Here is a 14639-nt window from a genome sequence, read left to right as displayed (position 1 = left end):
GTGGCGGAATGGCAGACGCACTTGACTCAAAATCAAGCGGGAAACCGTGCCGGTTCGAGTCCGGCTGGCGGCATGAAGGAGAGAGAAATCTCTCCTTTTTTTATGCCATTTTCCAGTCCTATATAATTCTATAGCTCATTAAAATCCGCTATTACAATATGCTTTTTCAATTAGCTTTTTCGATATGCTTTTTTGATTAGCTTATTCGATTAGCTTTTTACAATCCGTTTCCTGCGATTTTCTCTTATCCTTATTTCGTACCGAAAATTCTGTCTCCCGCATCTCCCAGGCCCGGGCAGATATAAGCATTTTCATTCAACTCTCTATCCAGATTACCCACATAAATCTGCACATCCGGATGGGCTTCATGCAACTTCTTTACCCCTTCAGGAGCGGCAATGATACAAACAAATTTAATCTTCTTTCCCCCGTGCTTTTTAATCTGACTGATGGCATCCACTCCGGAACCGCCGGTAGCCAGCATAGGATCGCAAACCACAATAATTCTTTCTTCGATGGGGTTTGGCAATTTACAGAAATATTCCACCGGCTTATGGGTTGTTTCATCTCTATACAGACCGATATGTCCAATCTTTGCGGAAGGAACCAAGGCTGTAAGTCCGGAAACCATTCCCAGGCCCGCTCTTAAGATGGGAACAATTGCCAGCTTTCTTCCGGCAATAACCAAAGTCTCTGTCTTTTCGATAGGGGTCTCCACCGGCATTTTTGTCATAGGAAGGTCGGACAAAGCCACAAATCCCATCAGCATGGCAATCTCTTCCACCAACTGGCGAAACTCATTGGTTCCGGTATTTTTATCTCTTAAAATAGAAATTTTGTGGGTGATTAAAGGATGGTCTAAAATAATTACATTCTCTCCAAATTCGTTCATGGCTTTTCCTTTCCTATTGTTCTAATCCAGGGTACTTTACTCCGTTAAGACGATAGTACAGAGTATTTTCTTTTTCAAGTCTTTTCTGTTTCTTTTATAATTCCAATAAATAAGCCCACTGTTTATTCTGAAACATCGCCCCATATAAAGCGTGGCATTTTGCTGTTTTTACTTTTATCTCTCTTCTTTTTTTACAATATTACTCTTATCTTTATAGATATGACAGGGAGGAACAATGCCCCGAACCGGAGATAGTGGATAAATATTGGAATGGGAGCAAAGAATGGTTCCCGGATTCAGTACGGACTGACAACCTACTTCCACGTGTTCTCCCACAATGGCTCCAAATTTCTTTAAGCCTGTTTCGATCTCTCCGTCTTCTGCATGAATCTTCACCAAAGTTTTATCGGATTTCACATTGGAGGTTAATGCCCCTGCGCCCAGATGGGAGTATTCTCCTAAAATGGAGTCTCCCACATAGTTGTAATGGGGAGTTTGCACATGGGGGAAAAGAATCGCATTTTTAAATTCACAGCTATTTCCCAAGACACAGCCCTCTCCGGCAAATACATTTTCCCGTAAAAAGGCTCCCGGACGAACTTCACAGTTCGCCAGAATAAGAATATTCTCCCCCAGATATACATTGGGATAAAGCTTTACACTCTCATGAACAAAAACTCCTTTTTTTACCTCTTGAAAGCCGGAAGGAAGCTTACCCTGCATTGCAGAAATCCATGCCTTAATCTTCGGTAAAGCCTCCCAGGGATATTGACATCCTTCAAAAAGGGATTGATAAGACTCCTCTAAGGATGGATAAAAAACTTTACATTCCAAGTCCTTCTTTTTCATCTTTGCTCCTCTCTTTGTCACAAAATCACAAGTGATACTTCTATAAACTCTTTACACTTTAAATTATTGGAAACCAGGCAATATACTTTATAAGCCCTTTACCTTGTTGGTATTCTTCTCCACAAAGGCTTCCAGCTTCCGCATATATTCATCTTCCGAAATTTCTCCTCCCTCCACATAGGAAAGCCCCTTCTCCCAGGAGGCTGTAAGGGTGGGATTCAATAAAGCCGGTATGGATTTGGCAAGAATCTGTACAATCTTTTCTCCCAGTTCGCTGGGGCTTAATTGCTGATTCTTTTTTTCCAAATGAATATATTCATTTTTTTCCAGCTTGCTTAAAATGCCGGCTCTGGTAGCGGATGTTCCTATCCCAGAGCCCTTAATCTGGGCACGAAGCTCTTCATCTTCTATCAGCTTTCCCGCATTTTCCATGGCCAGAATCATGCTTCCGGAGGTATAACGTTTTGGAGGCTGGGTCTCTCCCTCCTTCAGCTTAAGCTCTTGTAAATAAAGCTTAGCCCCTTTTTTCAGTTCGGAAAGCTTGGGATTTCCATTTTCCGTAACAGCTTCTTCTGAATCCAGATCATCCTCTTCCTGTCCGTTTTCTTTTCCGGCAAGATCTCCGGTTGATGCATCTTTATTCTTCTCTTTCTTTTGATAGAGACAAAGGTAGCCTTCCTTCAACAAGACTTTTTCGTTGGCGGTAAAACACTCTCCCAAAACCTCTATTTCCAAAGCAATCTTTTTATACTCGGCAGCAGGATAAAAGATGGATAGGAAACGACGAATAATAAAGTCCAATACTCTCTTTCCCTGATAGGAAAGGGAATTGTATTGTCCTGCTCCCTGCCCCGTGGGAATAATGGCATAGTGATCCGTAATCTTTTTGTCGTCTGTGTAGCGAGAACGGGCAATGGATTTCACACTGTCCATAGCAAGAACCTCTTTGGCATACTTTGCATAGGGGGGAAAAGACAGAAGTCCTTGAATGTTTTTTCCGATTTCTTTAGCTACCGCAGTGGATAATACTCTGGCATCCGTACGGGGATAGGTACACATTTTCTTTTCATAAAGTTCCTGTACAAGCCTTAAACACTCGTCAGGGCTAATCTTTAAAGACTTTGAGCATTCGTTTTGCAGTTCCGCCAGATTGTATAAAAGAGGAGGATTTTTGCTTTCCTTCTTTTTCTCCAGAGCAGTAACTCTTCCCTCTCTAGGTAGAGGGGAAAATACCCCCAAAAATTCCTCTCCCTTTTCCTTTTGCAGAAAGCCGATATTTTTGTATAAATCCTTCTCTTTATAATAAGGACTTTCCTCTCTGCTTCGAAACTCGCAAAGAAGACCGGCTTCTCCTCCCTCTTCCAGGGAAAAATCCCCCAGTGGTTTATAGAAGACAGTCTTTTGAAATCGGCGGATTTCCCACTCTCTTTGGACAATCATAGCCAAAACGCAGCTCATTACTCGTCCCACGGCAATCAGGGCGCTTTTTTCCTTGCCAAGGCTTTTTGCCAAAGCTCTGCCATACCTAAGCGTCAATACTCTGGAAAAATTAATTCCCATAAGATAATCTTCCTTGGCTCGTAAATAGGCGGCTTTGGCTAAAGAGTCATAGGCGGACTCCGCCTTTGCTTCCCGAATTCCTCGAAGAATCTCTTCCTTGGTTTGAGAATCAATCCAAACTCGCCTTTCCTCCGCCTTTAAATTCTTGCAAAAGGAAGCTACCAAACGGTAAATGTATTCTCCCTCCCGTCCGGAGTCGGTACAGACATAAATACAGCCGATATCTTCCCGTTCCATAAGGCCGGTAACCTGTTGAAATTGCTCCTTAACGGAAGGAATTACTTCATAAAGGAATTCCTTGGGAAGGAAGGGAAGGGTTTCCATACGCCAGCTCTTGTATTTCTCGTCATAGACCTCCGGATAGCTCATGCTGACCAGATGTCCTACACACCAGGTAAAGATATGCTCTCCCGCTTCTATATATCCCCTTCTTCCACCGGAGTTGGTGTTTACCCCCAAAGCTTCCGCAAATTGCTTGGCTACAGAAGGTTTCTCTGCTATATATAAATTTTTTTTCTTTCCTATATCCGTTTTTGTCATGAACTCTTATTAAATCAATCTTTGCCGAAAACGATAGATAGTTTCAGAACGGTAGATAGAGCCCGCCGCTACAATAGGAGAAAGAAAAGTCGGAACATTGATGGCATTGGGATAGTACTGGGTTTCAAAGCAATATCCGCTATGGGGTTCATAGCTCACTCCGTCCTTTCCCATATCCTCCGCCATTAAAAAATTGGCGGTATAGAACTGAATTCCCGGGCAATCCGTTTCTACCGACATTTCAATAGCTGTTTTCTTGGAATAAGCCAAAGCTGCTTTTCGAAGGATTCCCGCTTTTCCGTCTACACAGAAGTTATGATCATAGCCTCCTGCCGCCAAAAGCTCCGGATCCTTCTTAAAGGCCTTCTCAAAAATCGGCCTTTCCTCCCGGAAATCAAAGGCAGTTCCTGCAACAGGACGAATCTCTCCTGTAGGAATCAAGTATTCATCGGAGGGCGTATAAGCGGATGCAAAAATTCGAACACTTTGTTCCGCTATATTTCCCTGGTCATGACCGGACAGATTAAAGTAGGCATGATTGGTAAAATTCATCAGGGTATCCTTATCCGAACTTCCCTTATAGCGGATATGCAGGGCATTGTCCTCCGTTAACTCATAGGTCACGGAAAAATCCATGTTTCCGGGAAAGCCCTGATCCATATCTTTAGAGAACAAGGAAAAGCAAATTGCATTTTCTCCCTTTTTCTTGGCTTGAAACAGTCTCCTGCCAAAATATTCCGGGCCGGAATGGCAATTACTATGCTGCTTGTCATTTAAAAACAAATGGTAATCTTTCCCGTGCAGCTGAAAATGTCCTCCATTAATACGGTTGGCATTTCTTCCTACCACCTCTCCCATATGTCCCGGGTTTTCCATTAAATCTTCCCAGTTTTCAACGGACAAAAGCACATCCACCAATTTTCCGCTTCGATCAGGAAAAAGAAAGGAAAGCCAAACAGCACCAAGGTCGGTGAAAACCGCCCGGACGCCGTTCTTGTTTTCCAAAATATAGCGATGAACTTCTCTTTCGTCTACAAAATGACCACATTTTTCAATACGCATAGCAAGCCTCCTGAAAAAAAGGAGTGTGAAAAAGAAAGTAAATCCCCCTTGTTCACACCCCCTAGATTTTATCTTTTTTGAATATATCCAAGCTCTACCAAAGTTTCCGCGGAAAGTACTCCGCCGCCGGCTGCCCCTCTAAGGGTGTTGTGGCTCAGTCCCACAAACTTGAAATCGAAAAGATTATCTTCCCGTAATCTTCCGATGGAAATTCCCATTCCCTTTTCGAAATTCACATCCGTAAGAACGGAAGGTCTGTTGTCCTCTTCCAAATACTGAATGAACTGCTTTGGAGCGGAGGGCAAATTCTTTTCCTGGGGTAAGCCCTTATAATTTCTAAGGGCTGCAATCAACTCCTCCTTAGTGACCTTCTTACGGAAACGAACGGAAACTGTGGCGGTATGTCCGTTTAAAACAGGAACACGGATACACTGAGCACTTAAAACCAAACCTTCCTTCAGCTTAATACCATCCTCTGTATAAGTTCCCAATACACGAAGAGGCTCCTTCTCTGACTTCTCTTCCTCTCCGCCGATGTAAGGAATGATGTTCCCTACCATCTCAGGCCAGGTTTCAAAGTTCTTTCCCGCACCGGAAATTGCCTGGTAGGTGGAAATCACACACTCGTAAGGCTCATACTCAGCCCATGCTGCCAAAGCAGGTGCATAGGACTGGATAGAACAGTTGGGCTTTACCGCAATAAAACCTCTCTTGGTTCCCAAACGCTTTCTCTGCTTTTCAATCAGCTGATAATGCTCCGGATTGATCTCAGGAACTACCATGGGAACATCCTCTGTCCAGCGATGTGCAGAGTTGTTGGAAACCACCGGAACCTCCGCCTTGGCATAGGCTTCCTCGATGGCCTTGATTTCTTCTTTCTTCATATCCACAGCGGAGAAAACGAAGTCCAAGCCCTGTACTACATCTTCCACCTTGGATACATCCTTAACCACCATCTTCTTTAATTTCTCAGGCATAGGCTCTTCCAGCTTCCAACGATCCCCTACCGCTTCTTCATACGTTAATCCGCTGGATCTTGGAGAGGCTGCAAGACAAGCCACCTCAAACCATGGGTGTTCAGCCAGTAAAGTTGCAAAACGCTGTCCCACCATTCCTGTTGCTCCTAAAATACCTACTTTAAATTTTTCCATATCTTTTCCCTCTATTCCTCAATAACGCTTCTATTGTAGCATGGCAGGGTGATGAAAAAAAGCATTTTCCCTAACTATGCTTTACGCCCTTTCCGCCTCTTTTGCCCGGCTTTAATCTTTGCAGGTTCAGAGTTTTACTCTCCAACTCCACATTTTCCTCCGAAGCAAGCGAATACACCTTTTTTACATAGTCCTTGGGGCGCAAACTCATAGCCAGCACACCCTTGGCCGTCTTTTTCTGTAAAGGTACTTCCGTTAAGGAGAATCTAAGGAAATAAGAATCCTCTGTTTCCAGAACAATATCCTCTTCTCCCACAGGCATTACGCTAAGGAGTCTATCCTCTTCTCCCAGCTTGGTGGCCTGTACCAGACGGTTCTGGGTGGCAAATTCCTCTCCCTTCACCCTCTTTATCTGTGCCTGTTCCGTTACAAAGAGCAGGGTTTCTTCCTCCAATACTTTTCGAATAAAGACTGCCACCACTCTTTCCTGTTCTGCAGAGAACTTACTCAGATTATCAAGGGGAACGCCCTTATCCTTAAACTTCGTTACGGGAACATCCAGCATCTTAATCTGATGCATATTTCCTAAATCCGTAAAGAAGAGCAGGCGATCAGTATTCTTACAGGGCAGTACATAGGCATAGTCCGCCTCGATGCTTTCCTTATTTCTCTGGAAGGTTCCCGGGTCCACACACTTTACATAGCCAAAGCGATCCTGCAAATAATATAAATCCATCTCTTCAATGGCAGTATCGTCATATACCGCTTCATTGGCATCACAGATTTTCGTTTTTCTTTCCTTCCCGTAATCCTTTTGGATTTGCAGAAGCTCCTGCTCCAGATGAGCATACAGCACCTTTTTGGAGCCCAAAAGTTCCTTATAGTTTTTAATGTTTTTCAGGCTTTCTCTGTGGGACTTTTGCAGAGACAAAATCTCCAGTCCGATCAGCTTGGACAGGCGCATATCCAGGATGGCCTGAGCCTGTAAATCTGTAAAGCGGAAGCCCTCTATGATCTTTCGAAAAACTTCATCCCTTTCCTTTAATTGAATGGCAGTTAAATCTCCCTGCATCAAAGCGGTTTTTGCATCCTTATGATTCTTAGCGCCTCTAAGAAGGGCAATAATGGCATCAATAGAGTCCACGGCGGAAATCAAACCTTCCTCGATTTCCCGCTTTCTTTCTTCCTTCTCCAGTAATTTGGAGAACTTAGCCTCCAGTCTTTCTTCCTGGAAGCCAAGATATTCCTCTAAAATTCTCTTTAAGGAAAGGGTTTCCGGTCTGCCCTTGGCAATAGCCAGCATATTAACCGGGAAGCTGTCCTCCAGTTTTGTCTTTTTATAAAGAATATTTTCAATCTTTTCAATATCCGCTCCGGACTTTAACTCCAGAACAATACGAATTCCCTGCTCATTGGACTGGTTGGAAATATCCAGAATATCATTAATCTTTTTTTCCTCGCAAAGATTGGCCACATCCTGCATAAACTTACTGATGCCCTGGCCCACCATGGTATAGGGAATCTCCGTTACCACCAGCTTATCTCTGTCGGAACGACCTTCCTTTTTCTCAAAGGAGAGCTTTCCTCTTAAACGAAGTCTTCCCTGTCCTGTTCTGTAAATCTCTTCCAGCTCGGACTGATTGGCTACGATTCCCCCTGTGGGAAAATCCGGTCCCGGCATGATTTCCAGCATTTCCGTAAGGGAAAGCTCCGGATTCTTAAGATAAGCCAGAATTAAAGAAATCACTTCAGACAAATTATGGGAAGGCGTGGAAGTGGTCATCCCTACCGCAATTCCCTCAGAACCGTTTAAAAGAAAATAAGGAATCTTTGCAGGAAGCACCACCGGCTCCTCTAATTTTCCATCATAATTAGGCTGGAAGGGAACGGATAGAGCCAGGTCTTGCAGTAGGACATCCTCCGTAAATTTCTCCAAACGAGCCTCCGTATATCGGGGTGCCGCAGCAGAATCTCCTTCAATGGAACCGAAGTTTCCCTGTCCCTCTACCAAAGCCTGATTCTTTTTAAAGCCCTGGGCCAAAACCACCAGAGTTTCATAGATGGAGCTGTCTCCGTGGGGGTGATATTTACCCATGGTATCACCGCAGATTCTGGCAGATTTAAGGGTTGGTCTGTCATGGAATACCCTAAGCTCTCCCATATCAAAGAGGACTCTTCTTTGCACAGGCTTTAAACCGTCCCGAATATCCGGCACGGCTCTGCTGGTAATTACGCTCATGGAATAGTCCAGATAGGACTTTTGCATTTCCTCGGAAAATTCCGTGGTTAAGATTTGTTCTGGCATACTCTCTCTTCCTCAGCCTTTCTATGCATCGATTTCCGCTTCCATAGCATGGGTAAAGATAAACTCTCGTCTGGGAGCTACCTCCGTACCCATCAGCATACTGGTCACCTGAGAAGCCAGCTTGGCATCCTCAATTTCCACTCTTTTCAACACCCTGTTTTCCGGATTCAGAGTGGTTTCCCAAAGCTCCTTGGGGTTCATTTCTCCAAGACCCTTAAAGCGCTTTAATTCATAGCCGGAGCTGCCATGCTTCTTCTGATAAGCCAGAAGAGCCTTCTCATCATATAAATACTGAGGCTTTTCTTTTTTGTTGTCCGGAATCACCAGATACAGGGGAGGCATGGAAACATAGATATGCCCTTCCTGAATCAATTCCGGCATAAATCGGTAAAAGAAAGTAAGTAATAAGGTATCGATATGGCTACCGTCCACATCCGCATCCGTCATGAGGATGATTTTATGATAGCGAAGTTTGGAAATATCAAAATCATTGCCGAAGCCCTCGGAAAAACCGCAACCGAAGGCATTAATCATGGTCTTGATTTCCGCATTGGCCAGTACCTTATCGATGGAAGCCTTCTCCACATTTAAAATCTTTCCTCTCAAAGGAAGGATAGCCTGTGTATGGCGGTTTCTGCTGGTTTTTGCAGAGCCACCCGCACTGTCTCCCTCCACGATGAAGATTTCACATTCCTCCGGAGTCTTGGAAATACAGTTCGCCAGCTTTCCGTTGGAATCGAAGCTGTACTTGGACTTGGATAAAAGGTTTACCTTGGCCTTTTCTTCCTGCTTTCGAATCTTGGCGGATTTTTCCGCACATGAAAGAATCGCCTTCACGATTTCCAGGTTTCTGTCAAAATATCGCTCCAGCTCTTCTCCTACCACGGAGGATACATCCTTGGCCGCCTCTAAAGAAGCCAGCTTGGTTTTGGTCTGCCCCTCAAAAACAGGCTCCGGATACTTTACGGAAAGCACAGCCACCATACCGTTTCTGGTATCCGCTCCGGTAAAGTTCGGATCCTTTTCCTTTAAAATTCCCAGTTGTCTTGCGTAAGTATTCATCAGCTGGGCAAATTTGGTCTTTAAGCCCACGATGTGGGTTCCCCCCTCCTGGGTATAAATCCCGTTACAAAAGCCCAGAAGATTTTCCTCAAAGCTGTCGGTAAACTGGAAGGCACACTCCACCTCAGTCTTTCCGCTTTTTCCCTGAAAGGAAATAATCGGAGACACAATTTTCGTCTGATCCTTTACCAGTTCCGCTACGAAGGCATGAAGTCCTTCCGGCTCATAGTAATCTCTGCTAACGACTTCCTCTCCCCGTTCATCCCGAAAATGAAGATGAAGTGTGGGGTTTAAGTAAGCAGTCTCATGGAGGCGGGACATCAGCCACTCCTCCTTAAAACGGGTTTTTTCGAAAATGCTGTCATCGGGAATAAAGGTGGTTTCCGTACCGGTTTCCCTGCTTTTTCCCACCACCGGCAAGAGGCCGTCAATCAACTCCGTCTTCGGAATTCCTCTTTCGTACTCATCTTCGTAAATTTTTCCATTCTGATAAACCCTGACCCGCATATAGTTGGACAGGGCATTGACCACGGAGGAACCTACACCGTGTAAGCCTCCGGAGGTTTTATAGGAGCTATCATCAAACTTTCCTCCGGCATGGAGAGTTGTCATTACGATTCTTTCCGCAGAAATTCCCTTCTTATGCCGGTCAACGGGGATTCCACGTCCATTATCCCGTACCGTACAGGAACCGTCCTTATGGAGAGTTACGGAAATTTCCGTACAATATCCTGCCAAATGCTCATCCACGGAATTATCCACAATTTCATAAATCAAATGATTTAAGCCCTTGCTTCCGATGGATCCGATATACATTCCCGGCCTTCTTCGTACCGCTTCCAATCCCTCTAAAACAGTAATACTGTCTGCATTATAGCTCTTTGCCATGTTTCTCCTTTTTGTTTCCCGGGCTTTTCCTTACTGCCCTCTATTGAGCTTGTCCTTACCGCCCTATGTTGGGCTTGTCATTACAGCCCTATTTTTCTATTTCGAAATTATGCTTTGGAGATCACTTCCGTAAAACGACGGAAGGCCGCCTTTCCTTCTGCATCCCTTTTAAAGATTCCCGCGCAGGAAAGAACCTCCATGAAAACCTTTGCCACTTCTACCTGTACAATCTCATGGACATTGTCTGAGGAAAGATGGGAATATTTTCTTAAAATCTCCTCGCCCCAATCCGCATGCTTCTGAAGGCTTTCTTTCTTCCGTAAATCTTCCCCGGAAACCAGGGCTGCCTCCAACTCCTCCAGCTCCTGCTTCAGTCTTGCGGGAAGAACTGCAAGGCCCATAACTTCGATAAGACCGATATTTTCCTTCTTAATATGGTGGAACTCCTCATGAGGATGGAACAGTCCCAAAGGATGCTCCTCCGTACAAAGGTTGTTTCTAAGCACCAAATCCAGTTCAAAATCCTCTCCCCTTCTTCTGGCAATGGGGGTAATGGTATTGTGGGGATTCTCCTCCGTAAAAGCATGGAGAGAAACTTCCGGATCGGAATAAGAGCGGAAACGCTCCAAAATCATCGTAGCACAGGAAGAAAGCTCAGCAGAATTCTTTCCACGTAAGCGAATCACGGACATGGGCCAGTTCACAATCCCTGCCTGAATATCCGGATAGCCTTCCAAGGTAAAGTATTCCTCAACTTCCGCCTTTTCCATGGGAAAGCTATAGTTTCCTCCCTGAAAATGTTCATGGGAAAGAATGGAGCCTCCCACTATAGGAAGATCCGCATTGGAGCCCACAAAGTAATGGGGGAATTGCTCTACAAAGGAGAAAAGCTTGGGGAAGATTTCCCCGGAAATCCGCATGGGCTTATGCTCCTTATGAAAGACGATACAATGCTCCGGATAATACACATAGGGAGAATATTGAAAATAAAACTCCTCCCCTGCCAGGTTCAAAGGAATAATTCTATGGTTTTCTCTTGCCGGAAAATCCAGTCTGCCCCCGTAGCCTTCACTTTCCTTACAAAGCATACAGGCAGGATAGGAAGAGGACTGCATCTTTCCAAGAAGGGCAATCATCTTCGGATCCTTCTCCGGTTTACTTAGGTTAATGCTGATTTCTACAGGACCGTAGTCTGTTTCCTGATGAAAATGAATATCCTTCCGGATTCTGTAGCGACGAATATAGTCATTATTTTGGCTGAACTCGTAGAAATACTCTGTAGCCTTCTTAGGAGACTCCTGATAAAATTCCCGGAACTTTTCTTGCACATGGCTAGGACGGTCTGTAAGAATGCCCATGATTCTGGTGTCCAAAAGGTCCCGCTCCACCACATTATCTTCTTTTAAAACGCCTTTTTCCAAGGCCAGGGATAAGAGTTTCGACAGTAAACTTTCCAAATAAGAACCGTCTTCAATGCTTTCTTTGGAAATCCCCTGAAGCTTTTCCTGGATCTTCTCATAAGAATAATCCTTAGGCTCTACCGTAAGTAAAGTAGCCAGACTGTTGTAGATATAAACAAAGTCTGCCTCTTCAATCAGCTTACAATAAGCGCCATAGGCCACAAAGTCCTGTAATAGTTCCTCTACCATCTTTTCTTACTCTCCATATCCGTTAGGATTTTGGGACTGCCATCTCCAGCTGTCCTGACACATTTCCAGAATATCCTTCTCCGCCTTCCAGCCAAGAACCTCTTCCGCCTTCTTGGGACTGGAATAACAGGTAGCCACATCTCCTGCCCTTCTTTCCTCTATCACATAGGGAAGAGTCTTTCCGCAGGCTTTTTCAAAGGCATGAATAATTTCCAGCACGGAATAGCCCTTTCCGGTTCCTAAATTACATACCAAAACGCCGTCGTTTTTCGATAATCTCTCCACCGCCTTCACATGCCCCTTAGCCAGGTCTACCACATGAATATAGTCTCTTACGCCTGTGCCGTCCTTGGTGGGATAATCTTGACCGAAAACATGGATTTTTTCCAAAGCACCGGAGGCTACCTTGGCCACATAGGGAAGAAGATTGTTGGGGATTCCCTTGGGATCCTCTCCAATCTTTCCGGAAATATGGGCACCGATAGGATTAAAATACCGAAGTAAAATCACATTCCAATCCGGATTGGCCTTTTGCACATCACAAAGCATCTGCTCCTGCATCCACTTCGTCCAGCCATAGGGATTTGTGCAGGTTCCCTTGGGACAGTTTTCCGTAATGGGAATCTCCGCCGGATCTCCGTAAACCGTTGCGGAGGAAGAGAAAATAAAGTTTTTGCAGCCGTATTTTTTCATACACTCCAGAATATTCAGGGTTCCTAAAAGATTATCATGATAATACAGAAGAGGTTTCACAACAGACTCTCCCACTGCCTTTAAGCCGGCAAAATGAATCACCGCGGAAATATCCGGGTGCTCAGAGAAAATCTTTTCCATGTCCTCTTTTTTCAGCATGTCCGCCTCATAGAAGGGAAAATCCTTTCCGCTGATTTCCTTGACCCGCTCAATAGCCTTTTTGCTGGAATTATAGAAGTTGTCAAAAACCACCACATCATAGTTTTCTGCCAGAAGCTCAATTACGGTATGGGAACCGATATAGCCTGCACCGCCGGTAACTAAAATCTTCATATTGCCTCCTTATAATTCTCTTGGACCGTCAGAAACCTCTGCCTCATAGAAGCTACAGGGGTAACCAATCTTTCTTTCATAGCTTTCCGCCACTTTTCTCTTGAATTCCTCTTTCTTGTCCTTTTCCAAAAGAGTAACGGTACATCCGCCGAAACCGCCTCCTGTCATACGGGAGCCGTAGACATAGGGAAGAGCTCTTGCTGCGTCTACCAAGGTATCCAGTTCTTCACAGGAAACCTCATAATCATCCCGAAGGGAATCGTGGGAAAGATTCATTAATTCTCCAAAACGATGCAAATCTCCCTCTTCCAAAGCTTTCTTTGCCGCAATGGTTCTGTTATTTTCCAATACCGCATGCTTTGCTCTCTTCCGAATAATAGGATCGAAGATTTCCTTTTCCAAAGCAAAGAAGTCTTCATCGGAAAGCTCTCCCAGGCTCTTAATGGGACGGAATTTCTGCAAAATTTTCAGTGCTTCTTCCGACTCTCTTCTTCTGTCATTGTAGGCGGAACCGATAAGCTTATGCTTTTTGTTGGTGTTACTGATAATGATGCAATGATCCTTTAAAACTATGGGAGCATAGGAAAATTGCAGGGTGGCAGTATCCAAAAAGATCGCATGATCCTTCTTTCCCATCGCACTGGCAAACTGATCCATGATTCCGCAGTTCATCCCGTTATAATTGTTTTCACTGTATTGCCCGATTAAAGCCAGTTCCGGGAAGCTTACGGAAAGTCCGTAAAGCTCCTTACAAATGCTTCCCATCAAGACCTCTAAGGATGCAGAGGAAGAAAGTCCGGAGCCGTTGGGAATATTCCCGTAAAGCACTAAATCCAGACCGCAGGGAATGTCCAGACCTCTTTTTTCCATAGCCCAAATCACGCCCTTTAAGTAAGCAGCCCACTGCTTATCTTCTAGAGGGGTAAAATCACTTTCTCCCGCAGAAATCACCCCTGCTCCCTCCACATTCAAGGAGTAAAAGCGGAAGTTCTTATCTTCTCTCTTCTTTACGGCCGCATAGCTTCCCATACTGAGGGCACATGGAAAAACATGCCCTCCGTTGTAATCGGTGTGCTCTCCGATTAGGTTTACTCTTCCCGGAGCAAAGAAATAGCGAATCCCCTCTTTATTTCCATAAAGCTCGGAAAACTTCTCTTCTAATGCCTTTTTGATCTCTTCCTCTCTCATTTTTTTACCGTCCTCTTACTTCCTTTACGAATCAAATGGGTAACCCCCAGCTTCGTTTTCGTCAATGATTTTTTTCTTCTTTTGTATTTTTTCTTTCTGATTTTCTTTCCTTTTTTAAGTTCCTCCACTCCTTCTGCCTCAGTGCTTTTTTCTTCTACAGAAAATATCGTATAATCTCTCTCCAACAATAAATGAGAGAAATCTTTTTGCAGTTCTTCTTCTGCAATTCTTTCTAAAAGATAATTCACTAAAAAGCTTTTGGATTTATTCTGATACTTGGGAAACCCGTATTTTTTCTGCAATTCCTGTAGTTCGGATTTCCAAAGTAAACTTGCCTTTCTTTTTATATCACAAAACGGATTTTTTTGCTCCTGTCGAAGTATATAAAAATCACATTTTCCTTCTACCTCTTCCACCGTAATAATCCCCCAAAAAGAGGGAACGTGATTTTCTATGCTGTGGGCATG

At 44.2% G+C, this 14639-nt stretch carries 11 protein-coding genes; all 11 read right to left on the bottom strand.

All coding sequences use genetic code 11. The features are described from left to right. Nucleotides 1-250: 250 nt before the first annotated feature. Nucleotides 251-892 (bottom strand): uracil phosphoribosyltransferase, encoded by a 642-nt coding sequence (upp, locus tag ACO4PX_RS03810; RefSeq protein WP_183684060.1) that lies wholly within the window; start codon nt 890-892, stop codon nt 251-253. A 174-nt stretch (nt 893-1066) separates the two neighbouring features. Beyond that, nucleotides 1067-1741 carry an LbetaH domain-containing protein gene (locus tag ACO4PX_RS03805; RefSeq protein WP_485571555.1) on the bottom strand — a complete coding sequence of 225 codons (675 nt, stop codon included), beginning with the start codon at nt 1739-1741 and terminating at the stop codon, nt 1067-1069. Nucleotides 1742-1828: 87 nt separating this feature from the next. Next, nucleotides 1829-3841: a DNA topoisomerase gene (locus ACO4PX_RS03800; protein ID WP_485571553.1), complete on the bottom strand. Its 2013-nt coding sequence runs from the start codon at nt 3839-3841 to the stop codon at nt 1829-1831. 9 nt (nt 3842-3850) lie between these two features. Further along, nucleotides 3851-4903, bottom strand: coding sequence for an aldose epimerase family protein (locus ACO4PX_RS03795; RefSeq protein ID WP_485571551.1), 1053 nt, complete (start codon nt 4901-4903; stop codon nt 3851-3853). Between the two features lie 68 nt (nt 4904-4971). Next, nucleotides 4972-6054, bottom strand: coding sequence for an aspartate-semialdehyde dehydrogenase (gene asd / locus ACO4PX_RS03790; protein WP_485520755.1), 1083 nt, complete (start codon nt 6052-6054; stop codon nt 4972-4974). A 70-nt stretch (nt 6055-6124) separates the two neighbouring features. Next, the gene (locus ACO4PX_RS03785) at nt 6125-8359 is read right to left on the bottom strand and encodes a DNA gyrase/topoisomerase IV subunit A (RefSeq protein WP_314634645.1); all 2235 of its coding nucleotides are present in this window, start codon (nt 8357-8359) and stop codon (nt 6125-6127) included. A gap of 21 nt (nt 8360-8380) precedes the next feature. Next, entirely contained in the window at nt 8381-10309 is a 1929-nt protein-coding gene (locus ACO4PX_RS03780; protein ID WP_485520757.1) for a DNA gyrase/topoisomerase IV subunit B, read from the bottom strand. Between the two features lie 107 nt (nt 10310-10416). Next, complete coding sequence (locus tag ACO4PX_RS03775; protein WP_485571549.1) at nt 10417-11958, bottom strand: UDP-glucose--hexose-1-phosphate uridylyltransferase; 1542 nt, start codon at nt 11956-11958, stop codon at nt 10417-10419. 6 nt (nt 11959-11964) lie between these two features. Next, entirely contained in the window at nt 11965-12984 is a 1020-nt protein-coding gene (gene galE / locus ACO4PX_RS03770) for a UDP-glucose 4-epimerase GalE (protein ID WP_183684067.1), read from the bottom strand. A 9-nt stretch (nt 12985-12993) separates the two neighbouring features. Further along, complete coding sequence (locus ACO4PX_RS03765) at nt 12994-14172, bottom strand: galactokinase (protein WP_485571547.1); 1179 nt, start codon at nt 14170-14172, stop codon at nt 12994-12996. Then, on the bottom strand, nt 14169-14639 hold a 471-nt coding region (locus ACO4PX_RS03760), incomplete at its 5' end, for a hypothetical protein (RefSeq protein WP_485571545.1). The genes ACO4PX_RS03760 and ACO4PX_RS03765, both read right to left, overlap by 4 nt.

It is taken from the genome of Oribacterium sp. (assembly GCF_057249185.1).
Note: the sequence above shows the minus strand (reverse complement) of the source record. Positions and strands in the feature narration are given on the sequence as shown.

Excerpts from the sequence above, each read along its gene's own strand:
- ACO4PX_RS03785 (WP_314634645.1), bottom strand. The coding sequence starts at position 8,359 with ATGCCAGAACAAATCTTAACCACGGAATTTTCCGAGGAAATGCAAAAG.
- ACO4PX_RS03800 (WP_485571553.1), bottom strand. The coding sequence starts at position 3,841 with ATGACAAAAACGGATATAGGAAAGAAAAAAAATTTATATATAGCAGAG.
- galE (WP_183684067.1), bottom strand. The coding sequence starts at position 12,984 with ATGAAGATTTTAGTTACCGGCGGTGCAGGCTATATCGGTTCCCATACC.
- asd (WP_485520755.1), bottom strand. The coding sequence starts at position 6,054 with ATGGAAAAATTTAAAGTAGGTATTTTAGGAGCAACAGGAATGGTGGGA.
- ACO4PX_RS03795 (WP_485571551.1), bottom strand. The coding sequence starts at position 4,903 with ATGCGTATTGAAAAATGTGGTCATTTTGTAGACGAAAGAGAAGTTCAT.
- ACO4PX_RS03765 (WP_485571547.1), bottom strand. The coding sequence starts at position 14,172 with ATGAGAGAGGAAGAGATCAAAAAGGCATTAGAAGAGAAGTTTTCCGAG.
- ACO4PX_RS03775 (WP_485571549.1), bottom strand. The coding sequence starts at position 11,958 with ATGGTAGAGGAACTATTACAGGACTTTGTGGCCTATGGCGCTTATTGT.
- ACO4PX_RS03805 (WP_485571555.1), bottom strand. The coding sequence starts at position 1,741 with ATGAAAAAGAAGGACTTGGAATGTAAAGTTTTTTATCCATCCTTAGAG.
- ACO4PX_RS03780 (WP_485520757.1), bottom strand. The coding sequence starts at position 10,309 with ATGGCAAAGAGCTATAATGCAGACAGTATTACTGTTTTAGAGGGATTG.
- upp (WP_183684060.1), bottom strand. The coding sequence starts at position 892 with ATGAACGAATTTGGAGAGAATGTAATTATTTTAGACCATCCTTTAATC.